Source organism: Dyadobacter ginsengisoli DSM 21015 (assembly GCF_059568735.1).
In genome coordinates, this window is record NZ_JCANTY010000007.1 from 493,955 (window position 1) to 511,124 (window position 17,170).

17 protein-coding genes are annotated in these 17,170 nt (G+C 46.9%); 4 read left to right on the forward strand and 13 right to left on the reverse strand.

Going from position 1 to position 17,170, the window contains the following annotated elements:
• Positions 1–19: 19 nt before the first annotated feature.
• The 3 genes from BP71_RS26930 to BP71_RS26940 all read right to left on the reverse strand — a co-directional run bounded on the left by BP71_RS26930 (position 20) and on the right by BP71_RS26940 (position 2,667).
• Positions 20–202 carry a type II toxin-antitoxin system antitoxin gene (locus BP71_RS26930; protein ID WP_496384666.1) on the reverse strand — a complete coding sequence of 61 codons (183 nt, stop codon included), beginning with the start codon at positions 200–202 and terminating at the stop codon, positions 20–22.
• Between the two features lies 1 nt (position 203).
• Positions 204–1,067: an SPFH domain-containing protein gene (locus tag BP71_RS26935; protein ID WP_496384667.1), complete on the reverse strand. Its 864-nt coding sequence runs from the start codon at positions 1,065–1,067 to the stop codon at positions 204–206.
• A 136-nt stretch (positions 1,068–1,203) separates the two neighbouring features.
• Complete coding sequence (locus BP71_RS26940; RefSeq protein WP_496384668.1) at positions 1,204–2,667, reverse strand: energy transducer TonB; 1,464 nt, start codon at positions 2,665–2,667, stop codon at positions 1,204–1,206.
• Between the two features lie 166 nt (positions 2,668–2,833).
• On the opposite strand from BP71_RS26940, the gene BP71_RS26945 reads away from it, so the two are divergent.
• Both BP71_RS26945 and BP71_RS26950 read left to right on the forward strand, forming a co-directional pair.
• Positions 2,834–3,700, forward strand: coding sequence for a UDP-2,3-diacylglucosamine diphosphatase (locus BP71_RS26945; RefSeq protein ID WP_496384669.1), 867 nt, complete (start codon positions 2,834–2,836; stop codon positions 3,698–3,700).
• A 2-nt stretch (positions 3,701–3,702) separates the two neighbouring features.
• Positions 3,703–4,824: a glycosyltransferase family protein gene (locus BP71_RS26950; protein WP_496384670.1), complete on the forward strand. Its 1,122-nt coding sequence runs from the start codon at positions 3,703–3,705 to the stop codon at positions 4,822–4,824.
• A gap of 23 nt (positions 4,825–4,847) precedes the next feature.
• Here the strand turns inward: BP71_RS26950 and BP71_RS26955 are convergent, their stop codons facing one another.
• The 6 genes from BP71_RS26955 to BP71_RS26980 form a co-directional block, all read right to left on the reverse strand.
• Positions 4,848–5,318 (reverse strand): META domain-containing protein, encoded by a 471-nt coding sequence (locus BP71_RS26955; protein ID WP_496384671.1) that lies wholly within the window; start codon positions 5,316–5,318, stop codon positions 4,848–4,850.
• 14 nt (positions 5,319–5,332) lie between these two features.
• Positions 5,333–5,911, reverse strand: coding sequence for a hypothetical protein (locus BP71_RS26960; protein ID WP_496384672.1), 579 nt, complete (start codon positions 5,909–5,911; stop codon positions 5,333–5,335).
• A gap of 1 nt (position 5,912) precedes the next feature.
• The gene (locus tag BP71_RS26965) at positions 5,913–7,205 is read right to left on the reverse strand and encodes an LVIVD repeat-containing protein (RefSeq protein WP_496384673.1); all 1,293 of its coding nucleotides are present in this window, start codon (positions 7,203–7,205) and stop codon (positions 5,913–5,915) included.
• Between the two features lie 195 nt (positions 7,206–7,400).
• Positions 7,401–8,633, reverse strand: coding sequence for a serpin family protein (locus tag BP71_RS26970; protein ID WP_496384674.1), 1,233 nt, complete (start codon positions 8,631–8,633; stop codon positions 7,401–7,403).
• 125 nt (positions 8,634–8,758) lie between these two features.
• Positions 8,759–10,270, reverse strand: a complete 1,512-nt coding sequence (locus BP71_RS26975) for an outer membrane beta-barrel protein (RefSeq protein ID WP_496384806.1) — start codon at positions 10,268–10,270, stop codon at positions 8,759–8,761.
• Positions 10,239–10,808: an RNA polymerase sigma factor gene (locus BP71_RS26980; protein ID WP_496384675.1), complete on the reverse strand. Its 570-nt coding sequence runs from the start codon at positions 10,806–10,808 to the stop codon at positions 10,239–10,241. Before BP71_RS26980 ends, BP71_RS26975 begins: the two co-directional genes overlap by 32 nt.
• 271 nt (positions 10,809–11,079) lie before the next feature.
• Between BP71_RS26980 and BP71_RS26985 the strand changes: the two genes are divergently transcribed.
• The gene (locus BP71_RS26985; protein WP_295929327.1) at positions 11,080–11,376 is read left to right on the forward strand and encodes a muconolactone Delta-isomerase family protein; all 297 of its coding nucleotides are present in this window, start codon (positions 11,080–11,082) and stop codon (positions 11,374–11,376) included.
• Positions 11,377–11,438: 62 nt separating this feature from the next.
• Here the strand turns inward: BP71_RS26985 and BP71_RS26990 are convergent, their stop codons facing one another.
• The gene (locus BP71_RS26990) at positions 11,439–11,924 is read right to left on the reverse strand and encodes a GAF domain-containing protein (RefSeq protein WP_496384676.1); all 486 of its coding nucleotides are present in this window, start codon (positions 11,922–11,924) and stop codon (positions 11,439–11,441) included.
• Between the two features lie 164 nt (positions 11,925–12,088).
• On the opposite strand from BP71_RS26990, the gene purU reads away from it, so the two are divergent.
• Entirely contained in the window at positions 12,089–12,922 is an 834-nt protein-coding gene (gene purU, locus BP71_RS26995) for a formyltetrahydrofolate deformylase (RefSeq protein WP_496384678.1), read from the forward strand.
• Positions 12,923–13,063: 141 nt separating this feature from the next.
• Here purU and BP71_RS27000 read toward each other — a convergent pair whose 3' ends face one another.
• From BP71_RS27000 to BP71_RS27010, 3 genes are all read right to left on the reverse strand, one after another.
• A complete protein-coding gene (locus tag BP71_RS27000; RefSeq protein ID WP_496384679.1) occupies positions 13,064–14,218 on the reverse strand; it encodes a 2-isopropylmalate synthase in 1,155 nt (384 codons plus the stop codon).
• 261 nt (positions 14,219–14,479) lie between these two features.
• Positions 14,480–15,550 carry a 3-isopropylmalate dehydrogenase gene (leuB, locus tag BP71_RS27005; RefSeq protein ID WP_496384680.1) on the reverse strand — a complete coding sequence of 357 codons (1,071 nt, stop codon included), beginning with the start codon at positions 15,548–15,550 and terminating at the stop codon, positions 14,480–14,482.
• A gap of 50 nt (positions 15,551–15,600) precedes the next feature.
• Positions 15,601–17,169, reverse strand: coding sequence for a hydroxymethylglutaryl-CoA lyase-like TIM-barrel protein (locus BP71_RS27010; RefSeq protein WP_496384681.1), 1,569 nt, complete (start codon positions 17,167–17,169; stop codon positions 15,601–15,603).
• Position 17,170: the final 1 nt, after the last annotated feature.

Below are 17,170 nucleotides of genomic sequence, written 5' to 3' on the forward strand. Positions count from 1 at the left end.
TGCAATTTTAACATTTTAATTATTCTTTTACATCGTCTCCATTGCTTCCCTTTGATTTTGAGCGCCTTTGTTTTTTCAATGCCTCGCTGAGCAAATATTCGATCTGACCGTTCAAACTGCGAAAATCCTGCTGTGCCCAGGTTTCCAGTTCCCTAAGCATATCAGGATTGATCCGCAATACAAATGCTTTTTTCTCCGCCATATTATGGATACAAGGTACCGGCGTTCAGAATGGGTGTCGCCGCTTTTTCACCACACAAAACTACCAGCAAGTTACTCACCATCGCCGCCTTCCGCTCTTCGTCCAACTGCACGATTCCTTTTTCAGAAAGCATTGCCAATGCCATATCCACCATTCCCACTGCCCCATTTACGATCTGTCTCCGGGCTGCAACCACTGCTGATGCTTGCTGACGCTGTAACATGGCGCCGGCAATCTCCGGTGCGTAGGCAAGGTGGCTGATCCTCGATTCCAACACGTCGATACCTGCCCTGCTCAGCCGCTCAGTCAGCTCAGCTTCCAGCATTTCGTTGATCTTACCGCTGCCGTCGCGCAAAGTTACTTCCTGAGTATTGGCTTCCTCATCCTCCATAGAATCGTAGGCATAGATACCCGCCAAATGCCGCACCGCCGCTTCCGACTGTATTTCCACATATTTAACGTAGTCATCCACTTCGAATGATGATTTGGCTGTGTCGCCCACCCGCCAAACAACTACCGCAGCAATTTCTATCGGGTTACCCAGCTTGTCGTTCACTTTCAATTTCTGCCCATTGAGGTTGCGGGCGCGCAAACTGATTTTTTTTCTCCTGAACAAGGGGTTTACCCAACGCAAGCCATTCTGCTTCATAGTCCCCATATAGTCGCCGAAAAATGTCGTTACGACAGCCTCGTTGGGGTTGATCACCGTCAACCCGATCAGGATAATGAAACCGATTGCGGAAATAATGCCTCCGGCAAGCGGGTCGCCGCCTGTGACAATAGTCACAAACCCACCAAACAACATCACCAGGCCAATCACAAATAGCAGATAGCCAGACATGGAGCGTAATTCTTTTTCAATCATAGCTTTCGGAATTTGATATTAAAATGATATCACAATATTATCGAATCACAATCAACTATCCTTCTTAATTTGGATAAAAAAGTCCCGGAGCCGACTGACGGCTCCGGGACAGGATGAGTGGCTTGAATGGACAATATTACCTGGCGTAGCTGCCCTGGAGTTGGAAATTAACGGGAACATTGTACTTGACCCTCACTTTCCGGCCCCGCATGACACCCGGCTCCCACTTCCCATTCATCATTTTCACCACCCGCAGCGCCTCGTCATCCAGGCCAAATCCGACACTGCTTTCTACTTTATAGTCACACATCGAACCATCTTCACACACCACAAACGAAAGCATGACCCTTCCTGACGCCCCTCTTCTCGCGGCTTCGCCAGGATATCTGATATTCATCGCAAGGAACTTGTAAAACTCGCTGATCCCGCCTTTGAAGACCGGATTGATCGTAGCCTTGGTATAAGAGACTTTCTCCCCGAACGGAAAAGAAAATCCGCTGCTCATGAGCCCCCCATCATACACCTCCTCATAAAAAAGTGTGCTGTCGGCCAGTTTCCCGGTCCATTTACCATCTTTCAAGCCATTGACGACCTTGCCCTGCTCAAAAAGCGGGGCACCATCCGGTGTTTCTCCGACTGATCGCCAATAGCCATTCCCATCTTTCGTCCATTGCGTGCCGTCGGTCCCCCATGAGTTCAGCAAAAACGGTTCTCCGCGTTCCCCTGCCTTCACAATGGGAATTTCCATATGGCTTCGGATCTGGCCGTTTTCGTCCCAAAGAACGTCTGTAACCAGTGAATCTGTGAAAAGCTGCTGCCTTCTCACCATCCCGTTCAGGTCATAATCCTTGGTGAGGGAGGCTTTACCATGCAATTCATATTCCGTGTAGGAAAGTATTCTTCCATCCTGGTGAAAAGTGGCTTCTGTCGCGTGACTGGCTTCATTGAAATCCCGGGCAGAAATGTGATAGGCAATGAGCGAGTCTCCTTTCGGATTTACGTACCTCGATTTAAATTTCACCTCCTTTCTGACAAAATTCGCTTCGCCCAATTTTCGCCACTTTTTATTTCTGGACTCTTCATATCCTACATCGCCGGCAACAAATCCCTGGTTGTTAACAGGTAAGATACGACGGTATTGAGCCACGGCCGGATCCGGTGCAGGCTCGAAATTCTGATCATAGTAATCCACGAACAGACTTCTGGTACTGTCGTAGCTACTCTGCGCTGCGGCCTTAAACGTCACGGGATAGAAAACTACCTGCCTCACTTTGCTCCCTTTTAACAGCGCAGGTTTCCACGCCCTGTACATGGCTAGCACCCGCACTGCCTCCGCATTACACAATGTATCCAGCCCTCTTGTAACTTCGATCTGACTCATGCGGCCATCAGGCTCCACGACTCCCTTCAAATAAACCCTCCCGTTCACTCCCTTCACCGCCGTCTGAAACGGAATCCGGAGATTGGAACTGATGAATTGATTGAGGGTTACCAAGCCACCTGCCGGCTCGGCCGCTTTTTCGACTTCGTGCGGCAAATAGTTCTTTTGAGCTAAAACCGGCGTACCACAAAACAACAGAAGGGTAAGGAGTCTTTTCATAGGTTGATGAGTTAGTAACAACAAAAAGTAAATATGACGTTTTTCGCGCATATCTACCGCTGGTTACCTCTGAAATTAATTCGTAGCATTAGTTTATGATCGAAACTTAACTTACTGATAACCTGAGAATAATATCCAGTTAATACGAAATGAGAAAATTTGTATCATGGGAGATACAACTCACTTTCGGACAATTATCATTTCGGACATCCACTTGGGGGCAGGCGGATCGAAGGCAGAAGAAGTCACCAATTTTCTGAAAAGCTACACCTGCAAAAAGCTGATCCTGAATGGCGATATCATCGATGCGTGGCAACTGAAAAAATACGGCGTTTGGAAACGAAAACATACGCTTTTTTTCAAACGCGTCCTGAAAATGATAGAGGAAAATAAAACGAAAGTGATTTACATCCGTGGGAACCACGATGATTTCCTGGATCAGATCATCCCGCTACGCCTTGGAAAACACTTTCAGATCCGAAAAGACTATATTCTCACATCAGGGCCACAACGGTTTTATGTTACCCATGGCGATGTCTTCGATTCGATTACAACACACCTCAAATGGCTGGCCTACCTGGGCGATATTGGCTACACATTCCTGCTTTGGGTCAATAAATTTTACAATAGATATCGCGAATGGCGAGGGCTGTCTTACTATTCGCTCTCCCAAAGGGTAAAGCAATCTGTTAAAATGGCTGTCAACTACATGACAGACTTTGAAGAGAAACTAACGGAGCTTGCGCGCTCCCGCAACTGCGATGGAGTGATCTGCGGGCATATCCATCACCCCGCTATCCGTAACATCGACGGTATTACCTATATGAATTCGGGAGACTGGGTGGAGACTCTGAGTGCCTTGGTGGAAGACTTTGACGGTCAATGGAGCTTGCTCTATTATGATCAGCAAACAATCGTCCAAAAGCCGGCTAAGAAAACAAGTACTAAAACAGTCGTTGACAATTTTCCTGGGATGGAGAAGCAGGTGGCTTTCACCGGGTTTCTCACCGGGAGAAACCAGCGCTATCTATAATTATGAGAATCCTTTTTCTGGTTCAGGGAGAAGGCCGGGGGCACCTGACACAAGCCATTTCACTCGGTCAGATCCTGCGCGGTGCAGGACATAAGGTTGTAGGGGCGATGGTAGGAACATCTCCGGGCCGGAATATCCCTTCATTTTTCCAGGAGCAGATCTTTGCACCTGTCCATCATTTTGAAGCTCCGAATATCATTTATCAAGCGCAGGGAGGGGGGATGAACGTCGGTCGCACGATTGCCACTCACATTGCACATTTGCCGAAATACTTAAAAAGCCTGCATAGCATTCATCAGACTGTTCGTCAGATCAATCCCGATCTGATCATCAGCTTTTATGACACTTACGGCGGACTATACAATCTCATTTACAGATCCGGAATCCCGATGATATGCATTGCACATCAGTATCTTTTGCTGCATCCCAAGTTTATCTTTCCTGAAAACAGCCGGCTCAGTCAGTTCCTGATCAATCTCAATTCTAAATCCACTTCGTGGCTGGCCACCAAACGGCTGGCTTTGTCATTCCGGGAAATCGCATCTGTTCCTGACCTGAAAATAACCGTAGTACCACCTCTTCTCAGAAAAGATGTAACACGGTTGATTCCCCAAAAGGGTGAATTCATTCTGATTTACATGACACATCACAGTTTGAGCAAGCAGATCATCGAATGGCATCTGAACCACAGGGATGTTCAGCTGCATTCTTTCTGGGATAATCCAGATGCTTCGGAGGAATTTGCATTTGACGATACGCTGACTTTCCATCAGATCAATAGTGAAAAATACCTGAGAATGCTCGCCACATGCCGTGCACTGGTGACAACAGCGGGGTTTGAATCGGTTTGCGAGGCCATGTACCTGGGCAAACCCGTTATGCTGGTTCCAGTCCCTAATCACTTTGAGCAGGAATGCAATGCCATTGACGGCGTTATTTCAGGAGCGGGCGTCACGTCCCGGACGTTTGACCTCTCCGTAATTTTCGACTACCTCCCTAAGCACGTCGATCAGTCAGAAAAATTCCGGGCATGGTATCATCGCGGACAAGCAATGTTTGTCAAAGAGGTCAGTGAATTCGAAAGATCGGTACAAATCGGAAGGAAGGTACAACCGGAGGTATAGCTCCCACCGTCTGATCACCTTCCCTATTTTTCCTTTTTGAACACAAATTGCTCCGGATTCTTACTAAACCGGATAATCAGCTTGTCGCCAGAAACCGAGTAAAACCCCGATGACGCCGAGTCCGACGGAAACCACGCCTTTCCGCTCCATTCGGGCTCACCAACTTTGCTTCCGCCAAAAGCTTTGATTTTGATCGAACATTCCGGGCCTAACGTGTAGCCGCCGCTGACGGTGTTCACGAAAGTGTGTCCGGTGACCGTTCCCTGTGCCTGATTGTCCTGGAACGTGTAAACAACACTTTTTCCCTCTACTCCCGGGTCGGCGTCAATAGCGCCCGTCGATATATTCTGGAAGTGTTGAAGGCGCCAGGTGCCGTTTAAAGAGGCAATCTCCGAGCATGGCGGTAAATCGCAACAATTCACATCATCTCCGCATTGAAATGCTGTGGATATCAGTAACACCGAGAATGCAATGGAAGAAGCTATTTTTTTCATGGCTAATCATCTATTTAAAAACTGATCCCTAATCTCAAAGCTAGTCTGTTATAGACGCGATCTTCAAACCGCTCCTTCTGATCTCCCAGTGGCATTTTCTTGACGTGAGCCTCCTGCCTTTTATAGGAGGCGGTAAGTGTAAATGCAGCTGATCCAGCCTTTCCAACTCTCATTCCTACGCCGGGATTTAGCATGAGGCCCCCTTTCGTATCGAAGCCCTCCGAATCGTCGTGAAACCAGGCAAATGCATAGCCCGCATCGGCGGTCCCAAAGAGCTGGACATTTTTCCTACCCAGGAAGTCATACCTTAGTCCGGCTGCAACCGGGTTCAACAACGCTGACTTGTACCAGTCCATTCCCAGTGTCGCGCCTGCGGAGAACTTTCCGTTCAATTGAACACCATTGAATGTCTGAACAGTGAGGCTGGTTTTGCTGTCGACCTGTTCCTGATTCCCTGAATAGGGATTGACATACTTCACCCTTCCGAACAATCCCCCGAATTCCGTGTGATTGACAAACTTTACACGCCGGGCTTGCTGTGCATGCGAAACCGTTGCAGCCAGCAGGAATAACAGGTATACGATCTTCTTCATATCAAATCGCTTTTCCAACCGGGATTTTGCTCAGTAATTTCAAGTCCTTCGGATTGGTACAGTCATATTGATAAAAACCATCCTTGCCGATCAGTAGCAGTGTTTTTCCAAGCGAAATGACATCATAGGCGTCCATATCTTTGAAATGCGCGAGCTGATATTTATCAACCGAAAATTTGTCAGCCACATCAAAAACCTTCAGTCCATGCTCACCCTCGCAGAGATACAGCGTAGGAAAGTCGATACTCAATCCGTGCGGATTCTCCATCTGATAGCTTTTGATCAGCTGAGGCGATTCGGGCGAGCTCACATCGACCAGGTCGAGTTGGTTTTGTGTGCCGGCACATGCAGTACCTGTACGGAGGGTAACATACGCAATATCCCCCTGCACCACTACGGGGTCGCAGGCACGGCCGTGCTGGAATGTGGAAAGCTGCTTAGGCTCTGCGGGATTGGTATTGTCATAGATGAACATCCCGGTGGAAGAACCGATAAAAAGCTTATTTTCGTAAGGGAAGATCGTTTCGATTCCCCAACCAAGATTCACCGTGGCAAAGTCGACAGGTTGAGAAGGTTTGGCAATATTAAAAAGGTGGAGCTGGTTTTGTCCAACTGTGTAAAGGTAATTCCGGTCTAATGCAAAGCGGGCCATCGACCCTGCCTGCCCGTTTGTGCCTCCGGCCGACTGCGGAGAAGCCGATGAGGAGCCACTCAAAAATGCCCTATCAGCCATTGCCCAGATACCACCTCCCCACCACCAGTTGGGGGTAACATTATCCTCACAATTTACTGTCACCGTTTCTGTTACCCATTCTACATTCGTATCGTTGATAGAGCCAACCGACTCGTTGAGCGACCAGGAACCTCCATCGAAAAGGCCAGTTTTAAACACATTCTTTACTCTGCCCACTTCTTTGGTCGCGGCCGGATCGCTGATATCCATCGCAACGAGATCGGAGAAACTATCGGCATAAAGAATGTTGTCGCGAACAGCTATATCACCGTTACCAGGAATGTTAATAAAAGCAACAAACCGAGGACTTGCCGGGTTACTGTTGTCGATGATGTGAATACCTTTTTTTATCTCATTGACATACAAATACCTTCCTTTTACGTACATTTTTCCAGGTTGTTCCAATGTTCTCGGCGATTCTGCCTTGACCATTGTTCTGAGCTCCATCAGTGAATGTGTCACATTGCTAAACCGGCGCACCACGCGTGTTTCCTTACATTGGTCGTTACATGACCAGCATGTCCACGCCAGGACGATCAATAGTAAAAGTTTAGTTTTCATAAAGTCAGGTTTTAGAGGCTCGTAAAAATCACATTTCTACTTCGGTAAATGCAGGACACTGGCTTTACGTAATTAGTTGGAACACAAAACAAAATCGTCCGAAAGCAAAGCCATCGGACGATAACGCACCCCGAAAATACCGGCGAACCGGTATTTTTTATCTTTGATATTTTCGTTGGCCGAAAGGCCGGTTTTTTATTTTGTTTCAGGATTCTTGATCCTGCCCATAAAGAGAATCGTATTCGAAGTATTTTCGCTGATCACCAGCGCAAATGGCCTGTCACAGACATACCGGGGTGGATCCTGCGGGGCGGAAGTGAGAACGACTCCGATCGTAGTCACCGCGGCTGCTTCCGTTCCCTGCTCGTCGATTCCCAGGAACGCGTCCTGTTTCACAAAATCCACGTGTATAGCGGCGTTTTTATTTATCTTACCTAATTGCGCCTGCTCGTCAAATGCTCTTTGAATCCCCATTCCTTTTAGAGTCTCATTCAATTTACCCGAGTAGTCCAGGGTAAATCTGGGAAGACCAACAGTTACTTCTCGCCCCTTCATTCCGCCAGCCAGCTGAGCCCATCCCGGCCCGGAGAGAGAATTTATAACTTCATCCACCGAACTTTGTCCTCTTGGAATCAGTAATGTCATATTGAATTGCCCATTCGCATAAGGCAGCTGTATGGCATCATAATTGCCGCCTGAACCAACTTTGAAATCGGAGGTCGCGAACATCATTTTCACATTCTTGTTTTGCCCGCTTTCAAGCTTAAATGGCGTATCCAGCGTCTTCTTCGAATCAAACTGATATTTCCAATCTCCTTTAAAATACAACGCATTCATCAGGAACATTACCTGATCGTTGCTAATCTGATCGATCACTTTCTTGATCTTCCCTTTCGTCTTATCACTCGCCCAGTTGTTAATACGATCTTTGGCAGCATTATCGAAAGGTAACCCGGTGATATCTGATTCAAATGAATCTTTCAGAACAGATTGAAAGTCATTTTCGACCGTAAAATCGTTCCGATGCCAAAGTGAATTGGCCAGACCAAGACTCACTTTTGAATCCGCCACAGGCAAGTCTTTAATTAATGTCTGATAGGCCGCATTCAATTCAGATAGCTCAACTTCATCCATTTTAAGAGTCTTGCGGATTTCCGCCGCGGTTTCTTTTTCCGCACCATTCAAAAGCATTCCCAATGCCATGTGTAGACTCAGCGGAGAAACAAATAAATTCTCTCCGGCCGGTTGTGTTTTCTGCAGTGCGTGAATAAAATCAAACGCAAAGGAAGTTGTCCCGTTCGATACTGCTGCGGGTATTTCTACCGGGTTAACTTCGTTACCGGGACCAACATTGCCATCGCTGGAGCAGCCCAGCATGACGGTGGCGGCCAGCGTAAAAGTGATGATTGATCCTTTGGAAATTTTCATGGCTAATAGATGCAAGAGTACTTTTGTTTTCCGGCATTTTATTCAGCAACCGGATTCCCCACATTCAACCCACAATCCGAAGATTCAATTACACGGCCATTGGTTGGAATTCTTTTTGAATTAAATCAAAAAGAATATCGAACAGCCCACGATACCCCATATAAATAGGGATGTGATTCGAGACTTTGATTTGATTTGAAACCAGAAGAGATGGCCCGTTGATAAGAACCGGTCAAATTAGCCGCCCATTTGGACGAAAGCTTGTAATTGAATCTCAAACCGGTTGTCGCGGCCCAGTTCATACTACGGTAAATTTCATCGTCTGCCGTAGTTTTGATCATCTCACCAGATGCTGATTCCAATTCATTTGTCAAAAAGAAATTGGCCATCATACCGCCAAGCAAAGAATAGTTAAATCGCTTGTCAGGGTTCAAGGTAAAACCAGCCTGAACCGGCAATTGCAAATACTGATAGTTGTTGCTTACTTTTTTAGCGACATCAATATATAAGGCCCCATTGTCAAAATTTGAAGTCTTATCCGCAAACGAAGGACTGGCAGACGGCGAGGACAAGCCAGCCAGGGCGTTTTCCAGCACATTGGCCGACACACTGTTATATGCATTATAAACATATCCGCCTCCCTGATAATCCGAATTACCCTGCAGGTAGCTCAAACCAGCCTCCACCGACCAATGCTTCGATAGCCTCATGCCGCCCTGCGTCTGTAGGGCATAAGAAATCCCTGACTCGCTATTCCCGGACACCGAACGCTTGTTGGCTACACTCTGGCTGGAAAATACCATCGGTGCTTCTTTCAATTTCACGTCGGGGTTGAAGGATGCGGGCATAATACCTACACCCGCCCAATATTCTCTCTTCTTGGGAAGCTTAACCGGCTCCTCTATCCGTATTTCAGGACGGAAGAAAACGTAACGCTTCTGAACATGTACATCGAGATCATTATAAGGCAGTGCGTTGAGCGCCTGAACCGGCTGGCTTTTCTGGATAGTCACAGCCAATTGCTGATTTGGTACAGCGTCGCTTACAATCACATTTTCAGGTAAAGTAGTTAAACTCCCGGTCTTTGCTACTCCACTATTAATAACGGGCGCAGTCGGCTTTTGATAAAAATCCGCAGCAACCCCGCTCGCAACGTGGGATTGTCTAATCCTTCCCTCTTTCCTCTTTTGTTTATCCAATGCGGCCACTGCAACTTCTGGTGATGCGCTGTTAATATCGCTCCCTGAGGGCTCCGCTTGCTTCGACAACCCATTCTGGCCGGCTGGTAAACTTGATTTTGCAACTCCGGTTTCTCCTTTTTCTACCGGTTCATTCCCTGCAAGCCCCTTTTCTTGTGCATTCGTATTTTTCACCGGACTATTTGCAATAACCTGCTCTGTGTCAGCATCCGGACGAGAATACCAGACACCGGCTCCCACTATTAGCAGAGCTGCTATCGATGCGGCCACGTACCATATTCTGGCAGACTGCCACCAAAGCGGAACAACCTTCCCTTCTTCCCTGTCAAGGCGCGCTTCTATACCCTCCCATACGGATGGCGGGGGAGCTTCGGAAGCCTCCTGAAAGGCCTTTTTCCACTGATTTTCAAAACTGTTTATGTCGGACGGATCCATCATCAAATCTTTTTTCCTTTTCCAATTTTTGTTGAAGCAAACTCCTCGCCCGCGAATACTGTGACTTGGAAGTCCCTTCGGAGATACCCAACATCTGGGCGATCTCATTGTGTTGATAACCTTCAATAGCATACAGATTGAAGATCGTCTGGCAGCCCGGCGGCAGCTCGTGGATCAGCTCCATTAACTGTTGCATCTGAAAATTACCTAGCGTAAACTCTCTGTCTGCGATGCCATTGTGGTGTATATCTATATCATCCAGTTCTTTCAGATACTTCTGTTGCCGTAAATGATTCAGAGCGGTATTTACTACCACCGAACGCATCCAGTATTCGAGCGGGCTGTCGGCTCTGAAAGAATCAATATTTTCATAAATCTTGATGAAAGCGTCCTGCAATACATCCTCCGCATCCGCGCGGTTTTTGGTGTACCTGAGGCAAATAGCGAACAACTTACCCCCAAAAACATCATATAGCTGTTTCTGGGCGATCCGGTTGCGCTGCTTGCAGCCTTTCACCAATTCCTGTTCGTTAAACGTCATCCGAAGGTTAGGGGTGCTTCGTTCGGTTTGTAAGTAAAATCAGCACCTCTACCCATAAGATAGTCGATTACTGTTGCGTTATGATCCGACTCCTGCTTCGCAGCTCGTCGTATTAGGCCTGACACGCTCATTATCAAAATGGTTGGAACGTCGTAAAAACTATTGCCAAATGTTCGGTACATTACATTAAGGAACTAATCGGTTAGTCATATCCTTTAATTAGTACATTTTATACGTGAAGGTATTTTTGTAACCCAAACTTCTATCGCCCATGAGCCAATATATGGTTGAAATCCAGCTTCCGGCTGTCATGTCGGAAGATTTCACAGCAAAAATACCTGCTCAGAGAAAAAAGATTAATGAACTGATGGAGCAGGGAAGATTGATGTCCTACGCTTTGTCCGATGATTACTCCAGACTCTGGTGCGTGGTGAGAGCGGAAAGTGAATTTGAAGTAATGTCCCTCGTTTCAGAATTCCCGCTGATCGATTACATGGATCCTAAAATATCGAAACTGATGTTTAATAATGTTGTCGCACTCCGGTTGCCCATGTTTTCATTAAACTGATATCATTTCAGATACTTCGTTACCTCGCCTTTCTGCAGGCGAGGTTTTTTATTTAGGGATAATTAAAGCTTCCTGGTAATGAGGCCGGTAATTTTCTCAAGTCCTTCCCGATCTGCTTCACTGAAATCGTCGAGCTGATCACTGTCCACATCCAATACCATCGCTACGGTGCCATTTCGATGAAACACCGGCACTACGATCTCAGATCTCGAAGCGGAACTGCATGCGATATGTCCCGGGAACTGGTCTACATCGGGCACAACAATCGTTTCAGCGCGAGTATAACAAGCTCCACATACACCCTTGTGGAAGGGAATTCGTGTACATGCAATGGGCCCCTGAAAAGGTCCCAGTACAAGCTGGCCTTCCTTCACGAAGTAAAAACCCACCCAGAAAAAACCGAATGCCTCCTTTAACGCAGCGGTGATGTTGGCCAGGTTGGCTGTAAGGTCACTTTCCTCGCTAATCAGAGCTTCAATTTGCGGAAAAAGTGTGCTATAGACAGTAAACCTGTCTGTGTCCATCGGTATCGATAATGTTTCTGCCATAACTCAGGAGTAATTGTCGGTGACCCAATTAACACAGATATCCTTCGAATTGTTACAACTCAAACCCAAAACAAGGCAGTATTTAGTAAAGGCTGTTGCCCGAACTCATTATATTTGATCCGCATTAAGAAACCCATTTTCTTAAACTGATTAATCAGGCCTTCATGAGTCAGAGACACATTTTGTTAATGGATGGACCAGACCACAAGGGTTTGATCTACCATGTTACCCGCATTCTATTTGCCCACAATCAGAATATCATCAGCAATGACGAATATGTTAGCCCTTCCCGTTACTTTTTTATGAGAACCGAATTTGAAGGGGATACGGATATTCCTGAGCTCCTGAACGCATTACAATCCGAACTGCCGGCCGGCCTTAACCTTCGTATCAACCCCAAAAAGAGTAAAGACATTGTACTCCTGGTAACCAAGGAACACCATTGTCTGGGGGAATTATTGATTAGATACGCATTCAACGAACTGGATGCAACCATCATGGCCGTTATCAGCAATTACAATACACTACAACCATTGGTTGGGAAATTCGGGATTCCTTTTCATTTTATTTCGCATGAAAACAAATCGCGTGAAGAACATGAAGATGCTATTTTAAGGACGCTCGAAATTTACCGTCCTGATTACCTGGTCCTTGCCAAATACATGCGTGTTGTCACGCCCCAGTTTGTCGATCGTTTTCCAAACCGGATCGTCAATATCCATCATTCCTTTCTTCCGGCTTTTATCGGGGCAAACCCTTACCGGCAGGCTTACGAGCGTGGAGTGAAAATCATAGGTGCTACCGCGCATTTTGTCAATAACGATCTGGATGAGGGGCCTATTATCGCGCAGGACGTAAAAGGTGTGGACCACACGCTGACCGCAGCGGATATGGCGACATTGGGAAGAGATACTGAAAAAGCAGTGCTTTCGAAGGCTTTAAAACTGGTCTTTAACGATCGTGTTTTTATTCATAACAACCGTACCATTATCCTGTAAAACAAAGAAAAAGCCCTTAGTCAGAATCACCGAGGGCTTTTTGCAATCTGATGGATGTTATTGAATATGTAATCTTACAAAAAATTCTTTAAAACATCAAATTCAGATTCAAGCTGTTAACTAATTCTAATAATATTCTAATTAAACTGTTTCCGCTGTACGCACCAGTTCAACCAAATCCCCGTCGTTTACTTCTTTCTTCACATCGGCCACTTCCAAGAACCTCGTGTACAATTCATCCAGTGTCGCCTTTTCGAAGCTGAACCCTAATAATTCCAGGCGGTGCTTCAATGCGTGACGGCCGCTGCGTGCTGTCAGCACGATATCCGACTTATCCACACCCACATCCTGTGGATTCATGATCTCGTAATTGAGATTGTTTTTCAGGAAGCCGTCCTGGTGAATACCTGACGAATGGGCGAATGCATTACGCCCAACAATCGCCTTGTTCGCCTGCACGGGCATGCGCATCATTTTCGAAACCAGCTGGCTGGTCGGATAAATGTACTGCGTATTGATGCCCGTTTCCAGACCCAGTTCTTTATGCACGTTCAAAGCCATCACCACCTCTTCCAATGAAGTATTACCGGCGCGCTCGCCGATACCATTGATCGTTACCTCCACCTGGCGTGCGCCCTGGTTGATACCCGCGATAGAATTCGCAGTAGCCAAGCCGAGGTCGTTATGGCAGTGGATAGAGATAGTCGCTTTATGAATGTTCGAAACGTGTTCGAAAATATATTTGATTTTGTTTCCGTACTCGTCGGGCAAGCAATAGCCTGTCGTGTCGGGGATGTTAACCACCGTTGCACCGGCTCCGATCACCGCCTCTACCAATTGCGAAAGGAAAACAAGGTCGGCACGACCGGCATCTTCGCAGTAAAATTCTACGTCCTCTACCTTGCTTTTAGCATATTTCGTAGCCGCAATCGCTCTTTCGATGATTTTCTCACGAGTAGTATTGAACTTATGCTGGATGTGAATATCTGAAGAGCCGATCCCGGTGTGGATTCGCGCCCGTTTCGCATACTGCAATGCATCCGCCGCCGCATCGATATCGCCTTGTACCGCCCGTGAAAGCGCACAGATGATCGGTTCACGAACCGCTTTGGAAATCTCTACCACAGAACGAAAATCGCCGGGACTTGAAACCGGGAAGCCGGCTTCAACAATATCTACCCCCAGTTTCTCGAGTTGCGTGGCAACAACAATCTTTTCCTCGGTGGTCAATTGGCTGCCCGGTACCTGCTCGCCGTCTCGTAAAGTAGTGTCGAAGATCTGAACTCGATTACTCATTGGTGGGTATTAATTTTTTATGGGACACGAATTTAACAATATTTCAAGCAATATAAAACCCTTTCCGTGTCAGGGAAAGGGTTTGTAACTTATCAAAACATAACCTTTCCCGGTCTCACGGTAGCTGTTGGAGAATGAGATTGAGGTTATTTTGCTGATTCATATTTGAGTTGCGAAATTTCGCTGGCCGCGAGTTTCTTCTGCAAAGAAAGCACAAGTTTTGATTGCAACAAATATTGTTTGGCAAAACTTTGATTTTTTTTAAATTCTTTTCAAAAGCTCTGCACCGGCCGCCTGGGTGTTCAGAATCTTGTCCGCCGGAGTCGAAGCATCGGCAATATCCTTTGTTCTGAAACCATCTTTCAGTAATTGGTCAACCGCCGAAATAATCGCATCCGATTCTTCTTTCAAACCAAATGAAATATCGAGCAGCAATGCAGCCGAAAGTACTGATGCCAAGGGGTTTGCGATACCCTTACCTGTAATGTCGTGCGCAGAGCCATGAATTGGCTCATAAACTCCTGTGCTGTCTCCAACAGATGCCGAAGCAAGCATTCCCATCGACCCCGCGATCTGGCTGGCCTCGTCTGTCAGAATATCACCGAACAGGTTGGCAGTTACTACCACGTCGAAACGACGTGGATCTTTGATCAACATCATCGCAGCCGAATCCACAAACTGGTGCTCAACCGTCACATCGGGATACTCAGGGGCCAATGCCTGAATGACCTCACGCCATAGACGACTGGTCTCAAGAACGTTTGCCTTATCCACCGAGCAAAGACGCTTGCCGCGCGTACGAGCTGCTTCAAATGCCCTGCGACCGATCCGTTCCACTTCATACCGACTATATTCAGCGATGTCAAAAGCAGTATTGTTATCGTTTTTGCGGCCTTTTTCACCAAAATAAATGTCGCCTGTCAGCTCCCGGAAGAAAAGGATATCAGAACCTTTCAGGATCTCGGGACGGATAGAAGATGCACCTAGTAGCTCATCGAACAACTTGATCGGACGCAGGTTAGCATACAGACCCAGCTCCTTCCGCATTTTCAGCAGACCTTGCTCCGGACGAACTTTGGCAGTAGGATCATTGTCATATTTGGGGTGGCCAACGGCGCCGAAAAGGATCGCGTCTGAATTGCGCATCTTTTCAAGCGTCTCGTCGGGAAGCGGGTTACCGGTGGCTTCGATGGCAACGTGGCCCATCAACGCTTCGTCGTAAGTGAATTCATGACCGAATTTCTCTGCGATTTTAACCAATACTGCCTTTCCTACTTCTGTAACTTCTTGGCCGATTCCGTCACCCGGAACGATAAGGATATGCTTTTTCATTAATCGGTTTAATTGATAATCAGTAAAATATGAATAATAAATGCATTGTCTTACGACAATGCATCAGCTAATGGTTCGGGTGTAATCCTGTTTTCAGGGACGCCGATCAGGTTCAGCATTTTCTGCGTTGCCATGATCGCAGAGAACGTCTGGTCTGAATCCAGACCTCGCGTTTTAACATCCTTCCCATTGATTTCCCAGGTAATGATCGTTTCGCACAATGCGTCGGTCCTGCCACCCGGAGGAATCCGAACGGCATAATCGGTCAGCATGGGCAGGCTGATGCCTTTTTTAATGTAAATTTTCTTCAATGCATTCATAAATGCATCATACTGTCCGTCACCCTGCGCATTTTCCTCAAAAACCTCTTCGCCAAAACGGATCTGCAACGTGGCAGAAGGTTTCAGATTTTTGGAATGCGTCAATACATAATTGGTGATCACTACCTTCTCCTCGATCGCATCGCTGTCGAGGATATCGGAAATGATATACGGCAAATCCTCTGGTGTTACCGCCTCCTTACGATCACCGAGTTCGATGATCCGCTGCGTTACTTTTTTGAGGTCGGCATCAGAAAGCGAAATACCCAGGTCGCGCAGGTTGTTTTCAATATTTGCTTTCCCGGAAGTTTTCCCCAATGCATACAAACGCTGACGACCGAAACGCTCAGGCATCAGTTTGCTGAAATACAGGTTATTCTTTTTATCACCATCTGCATGAATTCCAGCAGTTTGGGTAAAAACACTTTCCCCTACAATGGGCTTATTAGAAGGAATGCGAATACCCGAGAAAGTCTCGACGAGCTTACTGATCGAGTACAGCGACTTCTCGTTCACCGACGTTGTGCATTCAGGCACGAGGTCGTTCAATACCGCGATCGTACTTGCCAGCGGCGCATTTCCCGTGCGCTCGCCCATGCCATTTACGGTCAGGTGCAGCCCATGCGCGCCCGCACGAAGTGCTTCTACTACATTTGCCACGCTCAGGTCATAGTCATTATGCGCGTGAAATTCGAAATGTTGTTTCGGGTATCGATCCACAATCTCCTTCACAAACGTGTAGGACTCAAAAGGCGTGAGAATACCGAGGGTGTCAGGTAACAGGATACGTTTGACAGGCATGGTTGCCAGAAAGTCGAGCGATTCAAAAACATAATCCTTTGAACTACGCATCCCGTTACTCCAGTCTTCCAGGTACACATTGCATTGAATGCCTTTCAGCTCTGCGAGTTCAATCACATTACGAATGTCCTCGAAATGCTCCTGCGGCGATTTTTTTAGCTGGTGGGTCAAATGGTTCAGAGACCCTTTTGTGAGGAGGTTCATCACTTTCGCGCCGGATTGCACCATCCAGTTGATGGACGCATCGCCGTCGACAAACGTGAGTACTTCAATTTTATCCAGAAAACCATTTTTACCACCCCAGTCGGTGATTTTCTTAACTGCCTGAAACTCACCCTCCGACACCCGTGCCGAGGCTACTTCAATGCGGTCTACCTTCACTTCCTGCAAAAGGATCTGGGCGATGGTCAGTTTTTCTGATGCGGAAAACGACACCCCGCTGGTTTGTTCACCATCGCGGAGTGTCGTGTCCATTATTTCAATATAGCGGCTGTTCATG

Coding starts and splice junctions, on each gene's coding strand:
- BP71_RS26935 (WP_496384667.1), bottom strand. CDS start 1,067: ATGATTGAAAAAGAATTACGCTCCATGTCTGGCTATCTGCTATTTGTG.
- BP71_RS26970 (WP_496384674.1), bottom strand. CDS start 8,633: ATGAAAATTTCCAAAGGATCAATCATCACTTTTACGCTGGCCGCCACC.
- BP71_RS26975 (WP_496384806.1), bottom strand. CDS start 10,270: ATGATGGATCCGTCCGACATAAACAGTTTTGAAAATCAGTGGAAAAAG.
- BP71_RS26930 (WP_496384666.1), bottom strand. CDS start 202: ATGGCGGAGAAAAAAGCATTTGTATTGCGGATCAATCCTGATATGCTT.
- BP71_RS27010 (WP_496384681.1), bottom strand. CDS start 17,169: ATGAACAGCCGCTATATTGAAATAATGGACACGACACTCCGCGATGGT.
- BP71_RS26945 (WP_496384669.1), top strand. CDS start 2,834: ATGGGAGATACAACTCACTTTCGGACAATTATCATTTCGGACATCCAC.
- BP71_RS26955 (WP_496384671.1), bottom strand. CDS start 5,318: ATGAAAAAAATAGCTTCTTCCATTGCATTCTCGGTGTTACTGATATCC.
- BP71_RS26965 (WP_496384673.1), bottom strand. CDS start 7,205: ATGAAAACTAAACTTTTACTATTGATCGTCCTGGCGTGGACATGCTGG.
- BP71_RS26950 (WP_496384670.1), top strand. CDS start 3,703: ATGAGAATCCTTTTTCTGGTTCAGGGAGAAGGCCGGGGGCACCTGACA.
- BP71_RS26990 (WP_496384676.1), bottom strand. CDS start 11,924: ATGGCAGAAACATTATCGATACCGATGGACACAGACAGGTTTACTGTC.
- BP71_RS26985 (WP_295929327.1), top strand. CDS start 11,080: ATGAGCCAATATATGGTTGAAATCCAGCTTCCGGCTGTCATGTCGGAA.
- BP71_RS27000 (WP_496384679.1), bottom strand. CDS start 14,218: ATGAGTAATCGAGTTCAGATCTTCGACACTACTTTACGAGACGGCGAG.
- BP71_RS26960 (WP_496384672.1), bottom strand. CDS start 5,911: ATGAAGAAGATCGTATACCTGTTATTCCTGCTGGCTGCAACGGTTTCG.
- BP71_RS26980 (WP_496384675.1), bottom strand. CDS start 10,808: ATGACGTTTAACGAACAGGAATTGGTGAAAGGCTGCAAGCAGCGCAAC.
- BP71_RS26940 (WP_496384668.1), bottom strand. CDS start 2,667: ATGAAAAGACTCCTTACCCTTCTGTTGTTTTGTGGTACGCCGGTTTTA.
- purU (WP_496384678.1), top strand. CDS start 12,089: ATGAGTCAGAGACACATTTTGTTAATGGATGGACCAGACCACAAGGGT.
- leuB (WP_496384680.1), bottom strand. CDS start 15,550: ATGAAAAAGCATATCCTTATCGTTCCGGGTGACGGAATCGGCCAAGAA.